Here is an 18863-nt window from a genome sequence, read left to right on the forward strand (position 1 = left end):
CCTGAGCGGCAGCCCTTCCTGTCAGGCCTCACCGTCTGACGGGAAACGAACACCGGTCTGGCGACGTATTTCTGTCAGTAACTGTGAGGTGATCAGGCTGACCTGTAATCCCTGATGTTCCACCTGCAGGCCGGCCACCAGCCCGGCAAAGACTTCTGCCTCATTTCGCATCGAATTATCATATTGCGCGACACCGATAGCCTGCGGCTGACCGCCGCGCGGATACAGGGTCAGTCCTTCACAGGTTGAAATTTTATCCACCCGCAGTGATCCCTGCTCCCCCTGAATCTCACTACTCAGCACAGAGTCGCTGACCTTGGAATGCAGAATAGTTACATCAAAATCGCCATACTCCAGAATAACCGAACCATGGGCATCCACACCGCTCTCCAGCAGACTGGCCTGAGCCACCACCCCCTGCGGTTTGCCCCATAGGGCCACCGCACTGGCCAGCGGATAGAAACCAATATCCATTACCGAGCCATTGGCAAACGCCGGGTTAAAAGTATTCGGATTTTCCCCGGCCAGATAACGGCCATAACGGGAAGAATACTGGCAGTACTGTAACAGGACTTTCCGTAACGTTCCCAGCCGCGGCAGCGTTTCATAAATTACCCGAAAATTAGGCAGGCAGGCGGTTTTAAAGGCTTCAAACAGCACCACCTGATGCTCTCTGGCGCAGGCCACCATTTTTTCAGCCTGCTGAATATCTGCAGCAAACGGTTTTTCGCAAATGACATGTTTACCCTGTTGCATAAACAGGCAGCTCTGTTCACAGTGCAGCGAATTCGGGCTGGCAATATATACCGCATCAAACAGGTCACTTTTGGCCAGTTGCTGCAAATCGGTAAACAGAGTCGTGTCTGCATATTTTGCTGCAAAAGATTCAGCCTGCGCCAGACGACGGGAATAAACGGCAGTCAGCTGGTACAAGCCGCTTTCCAGTGCCGCTGTCACAAAACTATCGGTGATCCAGTTAGTACCTATTACCGCTAAACGTAACATTGAATGCTCTCCCGAAAAATAGCGTATCGCTTCAGCATAATGCTAATTACTGCCGAAGTCGTTTGCTGCTGGCACAACCGGTGCTGTTTCAGCTAAAAGGATCACAGAACTGTCATCTGCTGCTGTCATGCTGAACATGATGATTCATTATTTCGCAACCTGGAGGTTCCCTGATGGCGACAACTTACGCGGTGCAAATTGAAGATATCCTGGCGTCGGGTCAGCGTTACCTGTCCGATGATCTGCTGAGCCCGGAACGGGCCGCGGCCCGTGACCGGGAAGAATATGATGATCAGGGCAGCGCCACTGAACTCTGTTTTGATGAATAACCGATCCACTGCTGTGGTATTCTGCCGCCCGTGATTCGGGCGGTTACCCGCGGTTATGGCAGTAGCATCACCTGCGGTTTCTGCTGCGGCCCTTCCGTACTGACCCTGAGTTCTGCCTGATACCAGCGCTCTAAAATATCCTTTCTCAGTACCTGCTGCGCGGTTCCTTCTGCCACCAGCGATCCCTGATGTAACAGTAACACCCGGTCCGCCCATAAGGATGCCTGGTTAAGATCATGCAGTACACTGCATACCATCAGTTTTCCCTGCCGTGTCAGCCGGTGCAGTAAGCGAAGGATCTGCTGCTGGTGGTAGAGATCCAGCGCAGAAGCCGGTTCATCAAGAAATAAAAAGCCCTGCGGTTCGCCGTCACGCCATAGCTGTGCCAGTACCCTCGCCAGCTGTACTCTTTGCTGTTCACCGCCGGATAATTGCAGATAATTGCGTTCCAGCAGCACCTGACAACCGGTCAGTGCGGCGACTTCTCTGACGATCTGCTGCTGTGGCTGTTGCTGGCGTGGCCAGACCGCCCTGCCAAGGCTGATGACCTGGCGCACCGTCAGGGAAAATGTCAGTGTATTTTGCTGACGCATCACTGCCCGCTGCCGGGCAAGCAACCGGCCGGGCCAGTCAGCCAGCGGTTTACCCTGTAGCAGACACTGTCCGCTGTCCGGCGCAAGATAGCCACTGAGTACCCGCAGCAGGGTCGACTTCCCGGCCCCGTTTGGCCCAATCAGCGCGACCATTTCTCCGGGGACAAATTGCAGACAGATATTACACAACAGCTGGCGTTGCCCACTGATGACTCCGACCGAGCGTGCCGTCAGTTCATACATCCCCGTTCTCCCGCTGCCGACGGATAATCATCCAGAATAACCAGGGCGCACCGATCAGACTGGTCAGCAACCCGACCGGCATTTCGGCCGGTGTTACCAGAGTACGAGCCAGGGTATCCGCCAGCAGCAGTAAGATAGCGCCACTGAGGGCCGATGCAGGTAATACCATGCGGTGGTCACTGCCAAAACACAGACGCATCAGATGCGGGATCACCAGTCCGATAAAGCCAATCACACCACTGACCGAGACCGCGGTGCCGACCAGTAAGGCATTCAGCACCAGTAACTGACGCCGGGTCCGCAGTACATTTACCCCCATATAATGGGCATCTTCTTCTCCCAGTTGCAGCATATTAAGCTGTCCGGCACAACATAAACTCAGGATTGCCGCAGGCAGGATCAGCACCGCACAGACTGACAGGGCTGGCCAACTGGCCAGGGCGAGACTGCCCATGCCCCACAGGGAGAGCTGACGCAATTGTTGATCATTACTGATCCATGAGAGCACCCCGACACTGGATCCGCAGAGGGCATTGATCGCCACACCGAACAGTAATAAACGTGACAGATGTCCGCGGGTAACACGGCTGAGTTTAAAGATCAGTACCGTGACCAGCATGCTGCCGGTAAAAGCCGCCAGCATCGGCAGCCACATTACCAGCACCGGCGGGAGTGCCAGCGGAATAACTATCGCGACTGCCACAGCCAGTCCTGCGCCACTGCTGATCCCGAGTAGTCCGGGGTCAGCCAGAGGATTACGGAACAGCCCCTGCATAACACTCCCCGATACGGCCAGTGCTATTCCGACCAGGGCTGCCAGTAATACCCTGGGTAAGCGGATATTCAGCCAGATATTACGCTCCAGGCTCCCCGGGGCCTGATGCCATAAACTGGCCAGGGATAACTTTATTGCGCCTGACTGACTGGCCACCAGTAATGTCACCAGCAATACCAGCCCCAGCGTGCCTAACCAGAGAAGTGAGCGCTGACTATTGTGCATCAATTTTTTCTGCATCCTGGCGTAAGCGGCGTATTGCCTGTGGTGTATCCGGGCCGAATCCCAGCAAGGCCATCTGGTCAACATACAATAACCGCTGATGCTGCCCTGCCGGCGTCATGGCCAGGCCCGGCAACTGCCAGACGTTAGACGGCCCGCCCAGGGCCGCCACGCCACCGGCATCCATCAGTACCAGATCCGGTGCGGCAGCAATAATGCCCTCAGCAGACATCGGTTGGTAATGAGGCACACTGCCCATCACATTAATCAGTCCGGCACTGCGGATTGCCACATCTGCAGCGGTCTGATTACCGGCCACCAGGGTCGTCATACCACTGTTTGCCATAATATATAGCGCCCTGATAGCTAAGGGATGAGACGGGATAGCCTCGGTTTGCTGCCTGACCTGCTGTAATAATGGCTGTGCCGCGACATTTTCGTTAAGTGCGGCGGCAATAGTGGTGATCTTCTGCAATATGGCAGGCAGTGAGTTTTCTCCGCTCACAGGCACCACCTTCACCCCTGCCTGTGAAAGCTGTTCCAATACCTGCGAAGGTTTGGCCTGTTCACTGACCAAAACCAGCGATGGTTTCAGCGCCAGAATACCTTCTGTATTCAGCTGACGCATATAACCGACATCCGGTAATTTTCTGGCCTGTAGCGGACGAATACTGGTACTGTCACGCCCTGCCAGTTGCTGACCGGCCCCCAGTGCATAAACGATTTCGGTGACATCACCGCCGATGGAAACAATGTGCCGGGTGGCAAACACCGGTAATGCCAGCAGACACAGTATCAGGCCGGCGATTTTCATACGGCCAGGTCTCCGGTGAGGGATTCGATCTGCTCACGCCACTGCCGCTGTTCCGGATTTCCCTCACTGCGCTGTCCATAAAGCTGGATTATCTGCCTGCCGTCGGCAGCAAATAATTCCAGACTGGTGACATGTCCGTCAGCGGTCGGCTTACGGGTGATCCAGCTTTCCGCAATCTGCTGATCCTGAAGATGCAGGGTAAAGTCCCGGTTAAATATATTCAGCCAGCCTTCCCGGGAGGTGATGTTCCCGATAACGCCGGTGAAGATCTGCGTACAGCCACGGTTAGCGGTGAAAATCATAATTTCGTTGCCGGCCTGCTGCACCAGCGCCAGCAACTGTCCCAGTGCCTGTGGGCCGACCTGTTGCGCCAGATCATTACTGACTGCCGAAAAAGCCTGCTGTCTGCTGATATTATGACGACCAAGCAAACGGAAAAACTGATGTACATCGGTCATTTCACGCCATTCCTGCTCAACCTGTTGTGCATCAAATTGCTCAGAAAACTCTGCCGCCGGAGTAGTATTCAGTGACAGTATTTGCGGATGTGGCAGCACAAACCGGGTGATCAGTGCCTGCCAGGCCGGAAGATCTGTCTTTCCGGTGGTATAAATTTTTAGTACTGCCGCTCCCTTATCATCAAAGATCTGAATACTTTTCCGTTCACCACCGGCTGTCTGCTCCTGAAGATAAAAAGCACTTTGCCATTCAGAGATAAAGAAACGTAAATCCAGCTGGCGCGGGTTAAGGACCAGCCCTGCCCGGGGGCCAATATGCAGATTATGGTAGCTGCCGGTCTGTTGATGAACCGCATACTCATTGCGGGAAATATTTTTGGTTTCCCCGACCCCTTCCAGGGCCTCCAGTAATGCCGGGAAATCGGCACGCAACTGCTGTACGCCTTCAGCCATTCTGGCCTGCAGCAGTGCGGCCTCACTGATACCGATCATTTTTGCCAGATCCCGTGCACGGACTGACGGATGTTGTCGCTTTAATTGCAGATATTGCTGATAAACTGTGTTCATATAGGCTCCTTACTTCTCTGTTCCCTGAGTGCCCTGCCGCAGCGACAAGGCAGATAATAAATAATCAGAAATCGACGTTCAGTCCGAGCTGGAAAGTACGGCCCGGCATCACGGCTAACGCAACATTATTACGATCCTGTGGCGTGGAGGTTTTCAGTTCACGGCTGCTCAGATAATCAATATATTTACGGTCCGTAATGTTATAGACACCACCGCTCAGTTTGACATTTTTCGTCACCCGCCAGTATGCGGTGGCATCGACCATACCGTAGCCCGGGATGCGCATATAAGGGCTGTCCTGTGAGGTAACCGTACCGGTAGTGATGGTATCTCGTGTGGTTTGCTGCGCCTGTTTTCCCTTCACAAAGGTCGCGGTTACCGCACTCCCCCAGCGGCCTGATGGATCATCCCACGCCACTCCCGCCACGGCCTTCATCGGCGCCACACTGTCCAGATCGGTATAGCTGTCACCACTCAGAGAGGACTTCGATTTGCCTTGTGTATAACCCAGCGCCAGACTGGCGCTCAGACCATCAGCAGAGTCGACCCAGTGGCCGATATTGATTCGGGTATTGATTTCACCACCATAGATAAAGGCTTTATCCCGGTTTTCGGCCTGGTAAATAGTGTAGATATTGGACGGTACACGGCTGAACATGCCCGGTGAGCTGCTGCGGTTATAACGTGTATAAGCAATAAAATTATCGTACTGGTTATAGAACAAGGAACCGCTGAAAGTCACCCCGGGGATCAATTGCCCGGTCAGGCCCCATTCAAAGTTATTACTGGTTTCGGTTTTCAGGGCTGAATTACCAATCAGGGCATATTGCCCGCGTCCCGCATAACTGGATCCCAGGTTCCATGAGCCATAAAGCTGGCTGGCATTCGGAAACTCAGCGCCGCGCTGATACTTAATATAGGTCAGTAATTGCGGATTCAGGGAGTATTGCAGGGTCAGAGACGGTAATATCTGAGTATCACTGCTGCCTGAACCGTACAGGGTACTGACCGCGTCCGTTGTCAGTACCGAACTACCGGCAGTCAGTGAAGAGAGGTTCTGTGGTCTGGTTTTCTGGTAGGCAACACGGACTCCCGGCGTAATCGCGAAATTATGCTCCCGGATAGCAAAGTTGATCCGATCGCGGACAAAAGCGCCGAGTCGGGTAGATTTACTGTCTGCTTCAGGCTGCATTACCGAATAATAGGCCAGTGGTAGCGGCGACTGGCTGAACGGGCGTTTGGTCGTATCTTCGCTGGCATTCAGACCAGCACTCAGCTCATGACGCCCTGTAGTTTTACGCCATTCACTGCTCAATCCGATACTGTCTGTATTGTAGTCAGAATGAGTCCGGCCAATCACACCGGTATCGTAGGGAGCCAGAGTATTGTCATGAGCATGGGTTTTTTGCCAGTAAAAACGGGTGGTCAGTGAATCAATCCACGTAGTTAACGGCGTATATTCATCCTGCAGATTTATCCCTGCACGCCGGGTCGCGCTGGACTGGTGACTGGTACCAATAACAGCGGTACCGCCGGAATCCCAGGTATCATAGTGGGTGTGATTGGTTTTATCGTAGTAACTGAAGGTACCTGTCAGTGTGTGCAAATCATCAGGCTGCCAGATACCCGTGGCCAGAAATGCCGTCGAATGCCAGTTAGCAGGATAGGCAGACAGGGTTCCGCTGTTATTCCGGGTTTGCTGGCCATCACGCCGGCTGAGGACAAAAATTCCGCGCAGTGCTTCGTCTCCCGCCGCCGCAGTAATACCGTTGTGCCAGCCACGGTCGGAAGAGTCGTAATCGGACTGATAGCCAAAATAACTTGATTTATCAGGACTCAGATAATCATCAGGAGATTTGGTACGGAAAGATACGATCCCGCCAATAGAGGTATTCGGCTGGGAAACCGCGGTCGCGCCGGCATCAATATCCATGACACCGAACAGATAGGGATCAATATAATCACGCCCGATACCAAAGGTATTTACTCCTGTACGACCAACATACCCCCGGCCGGTTGCTGAAGGTAATTCCACGCCATCCACATCAATGCCGACACGGTTACTTTCCATGCCCCGGATGTTGTATCCCGTATAGCCGCCGCGGTCAAAGCCACTCTTACCGTTACCGGATCCGCCACTGGCGCCGGTCGCACTGACCAGCGTCTGGTAGCGCATTAAGCTGCCAAAATCATTCGCCCCCTGTTTCTGCATCTGCTCTGCGGTGAGTGTTTTCCGGTTATCAGCCCTGAGCTGTGGAGCTGCCGCCCGGACGGTAATTTGAGCCCCGGCGTCCTGATCATCTCCGGCAGAGGGGCTGTCCGTTGCTGCTAAGCTACAGGCAGCATGTACCGAGATCGCAATTGCGGTAACCTGAAATAATACGGGTTTGATTTTGCCCTGATTTATAAATTTATGCATAGTAAAAAGTCCAGACACGCCAAAAATGTCGTTTGCCGGCAGATAAATGCAAACGAATGATTTGATTATCCCCTGATAGATTGTGCGTTTATTCGCCTCTTTTTTTGGGAATGATAATCTATATCAAAATGATAACCATTATCAATAGTGGGAGGGGTAAATTTGTGAACCTCTCAGCTGCAGACATCCGGGCCTTCGGGAGGTTGTGGCATGGCTGTTAATGCTGTCAGTAGCAGTATTGGCCGACAACCCATTGAACAGTAAAAGCGGTTAACATAATCGCTGGCAGACTAAAACTATCGGGGAATTACTTAATCAAAACAAAACAATAATTAACAAAATAAAAACAACTCATTAAACTAAATTATTGAAATGAATAAACAGCAGTCGTTTTTATACTGCTGTTTATCCCTGTGAATGCCATTTTCAGGGTAATGAAGGATAAAATGTAGCTACATTTCCGGCCGGAAAAAATTCATTCCATCACTTCTTACGACTAACACCCTGTCCTTTTTTCAAAAATTATGAAAAGTTCAAAATTAAAATAATAATAAGATTATTCCTAGATGGCAGCGATTGTCCGTTGTTCCTTTCTTGCCATCGGTGCACATATAATTCGCTCCAGACTCTCTATTGTTTTAAACGTGCAGGAGCAGGTTATATCCTGACACTGATAGTATGCTTCCTTGGTTGTATCGGTTAAGTAACGGCTTGTACGAGTGTGGGCCGGCTTGTTACAGATCGGGCAACGCATCATAAGTACCACCTATTTTTCACTGAATAATTTTAAAACAAAAAGAGGTATAATTGATCAATCACTGCATTAATGATTATTAATAAATTAAAGATTCTATCTTCTTTTTATCTGGCTGTAGATACTTATTTATCCTCCCAAACAAAGCTATCATTATCTGGTCTGTCACCCACTACACAACAATGTATTTTTTTATAACGTGTTTTGTTGTGTGGGTTATTACAAAATAGAATACGTTTTAATTATATTTTCCGACGTGCTCTTATTAAACCTCATTCAATTACGGAGGTTTAAAATGAAAAACTTAATCGATAAAGTGAAAACGACTGCCTGGAGCCGTGCTGACGCCCTGAAAGTTCACAGTGATGATCCGACAACGACTCAGCCGCTGGTTGGCCTTGATTTCCCGGTAATGAGTGATGAGCTTTTTATCTGGGATACAATGCCATTAAAGAAATATGACGGGAATATTATTTCGGTAAACGGCTGGTCTGTCATTTTCACCCTGACTGCCGAGCGTCAGCCAGAAGTATATAAAGATGCTGACGGTAATTATGATATTGACAGTGACTGGACCAATCGTCACAGCCGTGCCCGTATCTGCTACTGGTATGCAAAAGACAGTAAGAACTGGATCTATGGCGGGAAAGTCATGGCCGAAGGGGTTTCCCCGACAACCCGTGAATGGGCCGGTACCCCTGTACTGGTAAACGAACAGGGTGATATTGAGCTGTATTACACCTGTGTTACCCCTGGTGCGACCATTGTCAAAGTGAAAGGAAAAATAGCGGCAGATGGCCGTGGCGTAACCCTTTCAGGGTTCACTCAGGTCACCGAATTGTTCTCTGCGGACGGATTCCTCTATCAGACAGAGCAGCAAAATGCCTACTGGGGATTCCGTGACCCCAGCCCGTTTGTCGACCCGAAAGATGGCAACCTGTATATGGTATTTGAAGGCAACGTTGCCGGAGAGCGCGGGTCACATATTATTACCAGCGACGATATGGGTGATATCCCTCCCGGTTACGAAGATGTCGGGGGTTCACGTTACCAGACCGGCTGTATCGGATTTGCCGTTGCCAAAGATAAAGAAGGTAATGACTGGCAATTATTACCGCCACTAATTACTGCCGTGGGGGTTAACGATCAGACGGAACGTCCGCATTTTGTATTTAAAGACGGAAAGTATTATCTGTTTACTATCAGCCATAAATATACTTACGGTGATGGTGTTTCCGGCCCTGATGGTGTTTATGGTTTTGTCAGTGATTCATTATTTGGCCCTTACCAGCCATTAAATGGTTCCGGATTAGTTCTCGGCAATCCGTCTTCTCAGCCTTATCAGACTTATTCGCACTGCGTGATGCCTAATGGTCTGGTGACCTCATTTATTGACAGTGTGCCTGAATCCGATGGCGGTTATCGTGTCGGCGGGACAGAAGCACCGACTGTTCAGCTGAAAATAAAAGGCAACCAGACGTTTATGGTGAAAGAGCTTGATTATGGCTTTATTCCGCCAACTGAAAACGTTGTTGTCAGGTAATTAACAATACCGCGCGGCTGATGTCGCGCTTTTATCGGGAAAATGACTGTGGACATAAATAATATCGTGAATGCGGTTAAAGGTGTGGCTCGCGGAGATTCGGTTTTTTTCGGGGTTTTTATTTCCGTCTTTATGGCTTTATTACGGATGATCTATTCGGGACGAAATATTATAGAAACCTTACTTGAAGGCGGGATCTGTGGCTGCCTTACCTTTGTCTCCGTATCTCTGATGAATTATTTAGGTGTTTCCAGCCAGCTGACTGTTTCGGTTGGCGGTTTTATCGGATTTATGGGTGTTAAAAAAATCAGCTTCTGGATCAATCGCATTATTATGAAACGAATCTGATTTCTTCACGGCGCTTGATCGCTGCGGGTAAATATCCGGCCGGGTAAGGGGGCTCTGTGCTCATCCTTGGTTATAAATTTTTATGGGGAATACTGAGTTATCACCACATAACCCTATACATTATAGGGCATTTCTAATATTTGTTAACATCGTGGTTTACATAAGTCACCCGGAGTACCCTGTCTGTTATCAGTAACAGTACCGGGCTCTGTAAGTGCCTTACAGCATCAGGCCGGGAATTTTCCCGGCCTGTTTTTTTATATTTTTCCTCCTCCGGGTCCGGAAAACCAGCCTCTGCTCAGTGACCCTTCTCCTTTTATCACCGGCGTATCATAAAACACCGCGATTATCGTTTTGCCGACTGCCGGAACCCCCTCTCTTTATGGTCCATTCAGGTGTTTGCTGAGGGAAGATTTCGCTAAGGATCACCACAGGAAGGCGCGTAAACCCCATAACAGCCAGCAATTATCCGGCCGAAACCCGCAATCAATGACCACCGCACATCACCACCTTCCGTTAAGCGGGTTTACTTTATGGCTGCCGGGTGGCTATTCATTTTCCCGATGGCAATTCCATTGAAATACAATTTCGTTTTCAGTCTTCATTCTGAATTGTACTGAGCCGCGAGCCGGATTAAGTACGGATCTCTGCAATCAGTGTTGGTCGGTGATAAGACACCATCAGGCAACTGCTCACCATTCCTGCCCGCAAGTCTTTTTACGTTATTGTTTCTGCAACAGGCTATTTCACGACATCCGATTATCTGAAAAATAATATTTCTTATCACGGGAGGGTTATTTTTCTGGCAGGAAAAATAAAAAAACAGAACAGCATGTCATCCCGCTTATTTATTCACAAACGATGTTATTTGTTCCTGCCACCACACAACATAAACTCCTTAATTTTCATTGTGTTTGTTGTGTGAAAGCTGGCAAATCAGTGACTGATTTTTTTTATTTCTCCGGCGTGTTTTTATGAAGCCTCACTTAACTACGGAGGTTTTTAATTATGAAAAATTTACAAGATAAAGTTCAGACTACTGCCTGGAGCCGTGCGGATGCACTTAAAGTCAAAGCGGATGATCCTACCACCACTCAGCCAGTGGTCAGCATTGACTTCCCGGTCATGAGCGATGAAGTATTTATCTGGGATACTCTGCCGCTGCGTAAATACGACGGTAACATTGTATCAGTGAATGGCTGGTCAGTTATTTTTACCCTGACCGCAGATCGTCAGCCATCTGAATATCTGGATGCCAACGGTAATTACGACATTTATACGGACTGGAACAACCGTCATGGCCGTGCCCGTATCTGTTACTGGTACTCTAAAGACAGTACTAACTGGACATTTGGCGGACGGGTAATGGCTGAAGGTGTATCACCCACCACCCGTGAATGGGCGGGTACTCCTATCCTGCTGAACGAAGATGGTGATATTGAGCTGTATTACACCTGTGTCACTCCGGGCGCGACTATCGTTAAAGTTAAAGGTAAAATTGCTGCCGATAACCGTGGTGTGACGCTGTCCGGTTTCGAAGAAGTTATCGAGCTGTTTTCTGCCGATGGTTTCTACTACCAGACCGAACAACAAAACCCTTACTGGGGTTTCCGCGACCCGAGCCCGTTCATCGACCCGAACGATGGCAACCTGTATATGGTGTTTGAAGGGAACGTCGCCGGAGAACGCGGTTCACATGTCATTACCAGCGATGATATGGGTGATATTCCCCCGGGTTATGACGATGTCGGTGGTGCACGCTATCAGACCGGTTGTATCGGACTGGCAGCCGCCAAAGATAAAGAAGGTAATGACTGGCAGTTGCTGCCACCGCTGATTACTGCGGTTGGTGTCAATGACCAGACTGAACGTCCGCACTTTGTGTTTAAAGATGGTAAATACTACCTGTTCACCATCAGTCATAAATCAACTTATGCGGATAACCTGACAGGTCCTGACGGTGTATACGGTTTTGTCAGTGATTCACTGTTCGGGCCTTATGAGCCGCTGAACGGTTCCGGACTGGTATTAGGTAATCCGTCCTCTCAGCCATTACAGACCTATTCACACTGTGTGATGCCAAATGGCCTGGTGACATCGTTTATCGATACCGTACCGACCAGCAATGGTGACTACGACGGAGAGTACCGGATTGGTGGTACTGAAGCGCCGACCGTACAAATCAAAATCGAAGGCAACCGTACCTTTATGGTCAAAGAATTCGATTACGGCTTTATTCCGCCAATGGAGAACGTAGTCGTTAAATAACCCCCCCTCTCAATGCTGACGCAGCCAATGCTGCGTCAGCATTTTTCTGCGTTCAGCCATTTTTTTCCCGGTTATTCCGTTTCCTGTTGTTCTCTGCCAGCCCGGTCGCTGCCATAAACAGTTCTTCCCCCGCCGCGCGATTAACCGCTATCCGTATCCGCCAGTCCGCAGGCCACCGGAAAAATCTGCCTGCCAGCGCCGGTCACGAAGCAGTGACAGCAGGGATTACCCGTTGAACGGGTCGCCGGTATATCAGCTCAGGTTCCCCGTTGTGGCAGTCTCTGCCACACGGCGGATAACCGGCGAAATAGCAGTACTCACCGGCCATCGAATACAGTTCTGTTACAACAGGGGGGGATCACAGGCGTGCAGTAAAAAGAGCAGAGTAACCGCTAACTATTCACAGAATAAAGAGAGAGTAAAGGAACAGACGGCAGGCCCGTCGCCTGCCAGTCCTTGTCAGAGATATAACGAAGCTTCACCCATCGGCCGGGTCTTAAAACGCCGGTGAACCCACATATACTGCTCCGGCGCCCGCATAATCTCTTTCTCAATCACACGGTTCATATACGCAGCTGCCAGGGTTTCTGTGGAAGGAAAATCCTGCAACGGGGCTTCGATATGTAATTTATAGCCTCTGCCGTCCGATTTACGTACCAGCGTAATGGTCAGTAATTCTGCGCGGGATAAACGCGACAGCACATAAGTCCCGTTAGTGGTGGCGACATTATCCACCCCGAAAAACGGAACAAACGAACTGCCTTTACTGCCGTAATCCTGATCAGGGGCAAACCATACGGCTTCACCCTGTTTCAGTTTACTGACCATTCCGCGCAGATCCCTGCGGTCAATCATCTCTTTATTCGAGCGCAAACGACCACGGGTCTGTATCCACTCCATCAGCGGATTATTGTGCGGACGATACGTTGCCATCATCGGCTGGCAAATCCCCATCACCCTGCCACCCAGCTCAAGAGACATAAAGTGAACACCCACACACATGACTCCCCGCTGATTAGCCTGAGCCTGTTGCAGATTTTGCAGACCTTCCACCTCAAACCATTTGCGGATTCGTTTATCTGACCAGAACCACGCCATACCGGTTTCGATAAGGCCCAGTCCGAGAGATTCAAAATTTCGTTGCAGAAACTTTTCCTGGTCCTGCTGACTCATCCCCGGAAAACACAGCCGGATATTCTGGCGGGCAATAGATTTACGTCTTTTCAGGAAGGGCTGTGACCATGAACCAAGCGATTTTCCCAGCCACAGTAGCAGCGGATAAGGCAACTGAACAAGGCACCACAAAATGCCCATACCCAGCCATAACATAAAATATTTGGGATTCAGGAAGCTAAGTTTGAATCCACGACTCTTTTTCATACCAGTACCACCAATTCATAAGCAGAGATCGCGCTACGTCCACTAACTAAGACAAGCCCGCGGATAAATAATTCAGAAACCATAATGTAACAATTTAGGTCCGTGACTATCTTTCCGGAAACTAATGGTATGGTCTTTAACGGCGAGATGATATAGGAAATATGAGCAGTTACGAATAATTATTGAATTACCCGCGGTTATTCGCCACCCTGTGGTTACATACTGAGCACTATAGAGATGTATCCGTTTGTTTTATTAAAATATTTATAAAATATGGTTACTATCGGTAAACGTCTGAACAATGACACCCCGACAGGAAGTTTTTATATTACGGTAACGAAACCAGTAAATATCAGCTTCAGATAACGCCGATATGACATTAATGATTTTAATTAATTAAATTCTGATACTTATCAGAACAATATCTTTTTTTTCGCTGCCAGTCCGCCGAAAGCACGGTTGCTGAAGCAGGATGACATCAGGTTTTGTCATACTGCTGTTTGTTCAACAGGTTAACGTTTAATTGTGTAAAGGCTGCCGAATGATCACGTCATATAAATTTTCCGGAGTCGTTGTACTGACCGGGCTGTTATCCGGGCTGGGGGGCATGCTGCTGGCGATGTTATTACACTCAGTACAACATCTGGGTTTTGGCTATAGCCAGCATATGATCATCAGTGCAGAAAGCTTTTTACAGGGTGTCAGTGCTGCAAGCCCTGAACGGCGTGTTACTGCACTGCTGTGCGGTGGTCTGATTGCCGGAATCGGCTGGTGGCTGCTGGCCCGTTACGGTAAACCCAGAGTGTCGGTTGCTGCCGCCGTAAAAGATATCCGCCATCCGATGCCTTTTATTACTACGCTGATCCATGCCTTATTGCAGATTATTACCGTCGGGCTGGGCTCTCCCCTCGGACGTGAAGTTGCCCCGCGGGAAATCGGTGCGCTGGCTGCAACGTCTCTGTCACGGCGTTTTCAGCTGCCGGCGGAACAAAGTAAAGTGATTATTGCCTGCGGTGCAGGCGCAGGTCTGGCCGCTGTCTATAACGTCCCGCTGGCGGGGGCGCTGTTTACCCTGGAAGTACTGTTGGTTTCTTTCCGCGGGTCCTGTGTACTTGCGGCATTGGTGACCTCCGCCATTGCCGCACTGGTTGCCAGTCTCGGTCTGGGAAGCGGCTCTCAGTATCATTTTACAGCGCCTGTCGCGGATCATTCTCTGATACTCTGGGCGATAGTGACATCTCCCCTTTTCGGCTGCGCCGCCCATTTGTTCCGCCGTTACACCGCCCGTGCCCGTCAGGGGGTGAAAACAAACTGGCAAATGCCGGTGTTATGCCTGATGAGTTTTGGACTGACCGGTCTGCTGTCTGTCTGGTTTCCGCAGTTACCCGGCAATGGTAAAGGCCCGACCCAGCTGGCGTTGTATGGTGATCTGAGCGGTATGCTACCAGTCATTTTACTGGTACTGAAAATCATTTTAGTCGGTGCCGTATTACGCGCCGGGGCTGAAGGCGGCGTATTAACCCCCGGCTTTACTCTCGGCGCCCTGCTGGCGAGTATCCTGTTCAGTTGCTGTTCTTCATTTCTGCCGGCCAGCGATCAGGCCGGAATTGCCTTGATCGGTGCCGCAGCCTTTCTTGCATCCTCAATGCAAATGCCACTGACAGCCATTACACTGGCCGCTGAGTTTACCCATGCGGACGGTTCTCTGGTGATCCCGATAATGCTGGCGGTTGGAGGCTCGTTTGCCACCTGTTACGCCATAGAGAAACTAAAATAACGATATTGCTTATCGCGGGGAGGCCGCCCGGAATCCCTGCTGTCTGACGACGCGAAGAGCAGCGCCGCCGGGCCGCTTCCGTTTTCGATGTCCGCCATTCTCAGGCCCGCAACTACCACAGCGGGGCAGCTATCTTATTCCCTGTATTCTGCTGATTTAACCGGCCACAGACGATAAGCCGCTGCCGCCGGGGTGAAACACGCACGGTTCTCCGCGGGCCTGTCACCACCCGTTCCTGTCGAAACTTTGTCCGGCTGATGACGCAGGGTACGGAATTATCCGTGTGCTAATTTCCTGTGCAGTGCTAGAGTTAAACTGACGATAACCAGTGACAGGAGTGGACGTGTTACCTTTTATTACCCCGATTATGGCGCTGGTGATTGGCTGGCGTTTTATTTTACACCTTCCCTTTCCGACAGCCCTCAGAGTCATTCTTTTTATTGCCGTATTACTGGTCGCCGAATGTCATCTGATTTACCGGCTGCTGTTCGGTAATATCTTTTCCCCCGAATTCCCGCAACCAATGATGGTGGCGATCAATGCCCTGTTTGGCGCAGAAATACTGTTCACTTTACTGCTGCTGATACAGGCACTGATCGGCGGCATCGCCCGGCTGGCAGGGCATCCTCTGACCGGACAAATGCCGGTCAGTCACGGACTGCTGATTATTTCTTTGCTGGTCGCCGGTTATGCCGCCTGGCAGGCCGTCAAAGTGCCTGCCGTCAAAAATGTGACAGTCAACATTGCTCACCTGCCCCCGGCATTTGAAGGCTACCGGCTGGTACAGCTGACCGATTTACATGCCAGTTCTCTCTTACGTGCCGGGTGGATGGCGCAGGTGGTACAGCGTACCAATGCCCTGCAGCCGGATTTAATCACCATGACCGGTGATATTGCCGATGGTACTGTCGAAAATCGCCGCGCAGATGTTGCACCGTTAAAACAATTACATGCCAGAGACGGGGTACTGGCAATCCCCGGTAACCATGAGTATTACGTTAATTTTTCCGCATGGATGAAAGAAACAGCCGCTCTGGGAATGCAGGAATTACTTAATCAGTCGGTACGTATCTATCGCGGTAATCAGAGTATTGTCGTAGCAGGGGTTACCGATGAAGCCGCATTACGTTTTTCGCAGCCCGGTCCGGCATTATCAGAAGCCCTGCAGGGCGTTTCTGCCGGTGATACCCTGATTCTGCTCGATCACCGGCCAGTCAATGCCCGGCAGAATGCGGCGGCCGGAGCCGACCTGCAGTTGTCCGGCCATACTCACGGCGGTATGGTCCCGGGGCTGGACTTACTGGTGAAACGGGCGAATCATGGATTTTATTCCGGGGAATACCGGCTGGGCCGGATGCTGCTGTATGTCAGCAACGGGACCGGATTATGGAATGGGTTTGCCCTCAGACTGGGACATCCGTCAGAGATTACCTTATTTACCTTACAGAAAGGCTGATCCTGTACCACAGAGAGACTGTCTGCCGGGAAAAATAGCCCGCCAGTGGTGTCTCTGTCTGACAGGTACACGGGTGGGGCGGATCAGATAAAGGGGTGTTATGAAAGCAGAGTGGTTTTCGGCTATCGCAGATGTGACCTCAGCTGCCATTGCCATTGCAGCAGCGATAATTTCGTATATCGCTATTATGAATGGCAGCAGGCAATGGAACAGAGACCGCTGGGACAGGAAAATAAGGGAGTTAAATGAAACAGCCAGAGATATTATTGATTTTCTGCCGTCGGTAAAAAATGTCGACAGTCGTATCAGCGACGCAGAAACAGCCCGCTATTCGGAGATGATGGCAATCTCACGGTATTATATTCTGATCAGCCAGATAGACTCGGCATTAAGCGAATGTCGTACTGCCGGACAGAAAAATGCTGTATTTTCCCTGCCGGTGCTCGAAGTGATTATCCACCTGGATAAACTGGTAGATCATTTCCCTGAGTTCAGTAATACACAGGATGAAATCAGAAGACAGCTGAAAAGACAGGTGATACCGGAAATAAAGCATGGATAAATATTCTGACAGTCCTGAATTATCATCCCCTTCAGATCAAAGATCATCACGGAGAATTATCATGCGCCCGGCCCTCAGAGAGAAGATTATCAGGATCTGTGAAGCAAAAATCGCCACCAGAGGCAGTACTGCCGGGCTGTCTTTTTATGCTTTCTTTGCTAATAAAAATGATGACCCGCACCTGCTGATGGAGGTCGCCCACTGGTGGATTATGGAGATGAAACTGGATCACTTTGAAAAAGCGGAGAAAATAAAAGCTCTCGTCTCTGCCCTGTAGTTCTTTGCTGAATCCGTCCGATCATCAGACAATGCTGCCAGACGGTACCGCCTGGCGCTGTTCACGCAGGGCATCAGCGCCCGGAAATCTTATTTCACAGCGACAGCTCAGCCGGTTACCGGCATGCCGGCCGTTTGCCGGAAGCTGAACTGCCGCTGTGACGGGCAGACCACCCGGCCGTCACGGGTGACAAAAATAGCTTCAATATCATGGCGGGTTGTCAGCCAGTGACCGGCCCGTTGCAGCCCCATTCCGTACAATTGTGTACTGTGAATTTCGCCGCTGACAGAGTCGGCACTGATCACCGTAACACTGAGTAAATCATTATCCAGCGGATAACCGCTGCGGGGATCGAGAATATGATGATAATGGCGGCCGCCACAAATAAAATAGCGCTCACTGACACCTGAGGTGACTACCGACCGGTCATTCACAGTGATCACGCCCAGTAAGGCCCCGTGTTCAGAAAAGGGCTGACGCAACCCGACTGACCACGCGGTTGCCGGCGCAACCGCCTCTGTCACCCTGATATTCCCCCCCAGGTTAATCAGCGCCTGTCGCGTACCCTGCTGTTGCAGAAACCCGCATACCCTGTCGGCGATATAGCCCTTAGCAATCGCCCCGGCGTCAATTTCCATACCGGGCCGGGTCAGAAAAATCGAACAGCGCTGCCTGTCCAGCACCACTGCCCGCGGGTCACAGAGATTCAGTAACGATTTCAGGGTTGCCGGTGACGGCACAGAATCACCGCTGAAGCCAATTTTCCAGCATTTCACCAGCGGGCCAATGGCGAGATTAAAACAGCCGCCCTGCAGGCTGACCTGATGAGCACAGTCAATCAGCTCAAATACCTGCCGGTCAACACTTACCCCATGCTGCCCCGCCGCGCGGTTCACCGCCATCAGCTGAGAATCTGGCCGGTTAACCGTCAGCAGATTTTCCAGCTGTTGAATGATACGGAAAACCTGCCGTGCCAGTTCAGGCTGATGGCCGGCCAGTTGTAATTCAATATCCGTCCCCATCATTACCGCTCTGTAGCAGTAACTGCCCTGTGTCCTGTCCATTGTTTGTAC

17 protein-coding genes are annotated in these 18863 nt (G+C 50.6%); 8 read left to right on the top strand and 9 right to left on the bottom strand.

The window, feature by feature from the left end; genetic code table 11:
• Positions 1-21: 21 nt before the first annotated feature.
• Positions 22-1005, bottom strand: a complete 984-nt coding sequence (locus JK211_RS10385) for a Gfo/Idh/MocA family protein (protein WP_212708607.1) — start codon at positions 1003-1005, stop codon at positions 22-24.
• 173 nt (positions 1006-1178) lie between these two features.
• On the opposite strand from JK211_RS10385, the gene JK211_RS10390 reads away from it, so the two are divergent.
• Positions 1179-1334: a hypothetical protein gene (locus JK211_RS10390; protein ID WP_212708608.1), complete on the top strand. Its 156-nt coding sequence runs from the start codon at positions 1179-1181 to the stop codon at positions 1332-1334.
• A 53-nt stretch (positions 1335-1387) separates the two neighbouring features.
• Here the strand turns inward: JK211_RS10390 and JK211_RS10395 are convergent, their stop codons facing one another.
• From JK211_RS10395 to JK211_RS10420, 6 genes are all read right to left on the bottom strand, one after another.
• Complete coding sequence (locus JK211_RS10395; RefSeq protein ID WP_212708609.1) at positions 1388-2170, bottom strand: heme ABC transporter ATP-binding protein; 783 nt, start codon at positions 2168-2170, stop codon at positions 1388-1390.
• Positions 2163-3170 (bottom strand): iron ABC transporter permease, encoded by a 1008-nt coding sequence (locus JK211_RS10400; protein ID WP_212708610.1) that lies wholly within the window; start codon positions 3168-3170, stop codon positions 2163-2165. Before JK211_RS10400 ends, JK211_RS10395 begins: the two co-directional genes overlap by 8 nt.
• Positions 3160-3981, bottom strand: coding sequence for a hemin ABC transporter substrate-binding protein (locus tag JK211_RS10405; protein ID WP_212708611.1), 822 nt, complete (start codon positions 3979-3981; stop codon positions 3160-3162). The genes JK211_RS10400 and JK211_RS10405 overlap by 11 nt, the downstream gene beginning before the upstream one ends.
• Positions 3978-5006 (bottom strand): hemin-degrading factor, encoded by a 1029-nt coding sequence (locus JK211_RS10410; RefSeq protein ID WP_212708612.1) that lies wholly within the window; start codon positions 5004-5006, stop codon positions 3978-3980. Before JK211_RS10410 ends, JK211_RS10405 begins: the two co-directional genes overlap by 4 nt.
• Before the next feature lie 64 nt (positions 5007-5070).
• Positions 5071-7425 (bottom strand): TonB-dependent receptor domain-containing protein, encoded by a 2355-nt coding sequence (locus tag JK211_RS10415; RefSeq protein ID WP_212708613.1) that lies wholly within the window; start codon positions 7423-7425, stop codon positions 5071-5073.
• 562 nt (positions 7426-7987) lie between these two features.
• Positions 7988-8182: an ogr/Delta-like zinc finger family protein gene (locus JK211_RS10420; protein WP_212708614.1), complete on the bottom strand. Its 195-nt coding sequence runs from the start codon at positions 8180-8182 to the stop codon at positions 7988-7990.
• A 292-nt stretch (positions 8183-8474) separates the two neighbouring features.
• On the opposite strand from JK211_RS10420, the gene JK211_RS10425 reads away from it, so the two are divergent.
• The 3 genes from JK211_RS10425 to JK211_RS10435 all read left to right on the top strand — a co-directional run bounded on the left by JK211_RS10425 (position 8475) and on the right by JK211_RS10435 (position 12338).
• Complete coding sequence (locus JK211_RS10425; protein WP_212708615.1) at positions 8475-9722, top strand: glycoside hydrolase family 68 protein; 1248 nt, start codon at positions 8475-8477, stop codon at positions 9720-9722.
• 48 nt (positions 9723-9770) lie between these two features.
• Positions 9771-10070, top strand: a complete 300-nt coding sequence (locus tag JK211_RS10430; RefSeq protein WP_212708616.1) for a phage holin, lambda family — start codon at positions 9771-9773, stop codon at positions 10068-10070.
• Between the two features lie 1008 nt (positions 10071-11078).
• Positions 11079-12338: a glycoside hydrolase family 68 protein gene (locus tag JK211_RS10435; RefSeq protein ID WP_212708617.1), complete on the top strand. Its 1260-nt coding sequence runs from the start codon at positions 11079-11081 to the stop codon at positions 12336-12338.
• A 459-nt stretch (positions 12339-12797) separates the two neighbouring features.
• Here JK211_RS10435 and lpxP read toward each other — a convergent pair whose 3' ends face one another.
• Complete coding sequence (gene lpxP, locus JK211_RS10440) at positions 12798-13718, bottom strand: kdo(2)-lipid IV(A) palmitoleoyltransferase (RefSeq protein ID WP_212708618.1); 921 nt, start codon at positions 13716-13718, stop codon at positions 12798-12800.
• A gap of 541 nt (positions 13719-14259) precedes the next feature.
• Between lpxP and JK211_RS10445 the strand changes: the two genes are divergently transcribed.
• From JK211_RS10445 to JK211_RS10460, 4 genes are all read left to right on the top strand, one after another.
• Positions 14260-15495, top strand: a complete 1236-nt coding sequence (locus JK211_RS10445; RefSeq protein WP_212708619.1) for a chloride channel protein — start codon at positions 14260-14262, stop codon at positions 15493-15495.
• A gap of 343 nt (positions 15496-15838) precedes the next feature.
• Positions 15839-16951: a metallophosphoesterase gene (locus JK211_RS10450; protein WP_343876666.1), complete on the top strand. Its 1113-nt coding sequence runs from the start codon at positions 15839-15841 to the stop codon at positions 16949-16951.
• A 100-nt stretch (positions 16952-17051) separates the two neighbouring features.
• Complete coding sequence (locus JK211_RS10455; RefSeq protein ID WP_212708620.1) at positions 17052-17513, top strand: hypothetical protein; 462 nt, start codon at positions 17052-17054, stop codon at positions 17511-17513.
• A 61-nt stretch (positions 17514-17574) separates the two neighbouring features.
• A complete protein-coding gene (locus JK211_RS10460; protein WP_212708621.1) occupies positions 17575-17790 on the top strand; it encodes a DUF6500 family protein in 216 nt (71 codons plus the stop codon).
• 107 nt (positions 17791-17897) lie between these two features.
• Here the strand turns inward: JK211_RS10460 and JK211_RS10465 are convergent, their stop codons facing one another.
• Entirely contained in the window at positions 17898-18854 is a 957-nt protein-coding gene (locus tag JK211_RS10465) for an FAD:protein FMN transferase (protein WP_212708622.1), read from the bottom strand.
• Between the last annotated feature and the right edge of the window lie 9 nt (positions 18855-18863).

Source organism: Tatumella sp. JGM130 (assembly GCF_018257525.1).
Taxonomy (GTDB): Bacteria; Pseudomonadota; Gammaproteobacteria; order Enterobacterales; family Enterobacteriaceae; genus Tatumella; species Tatumella punctata.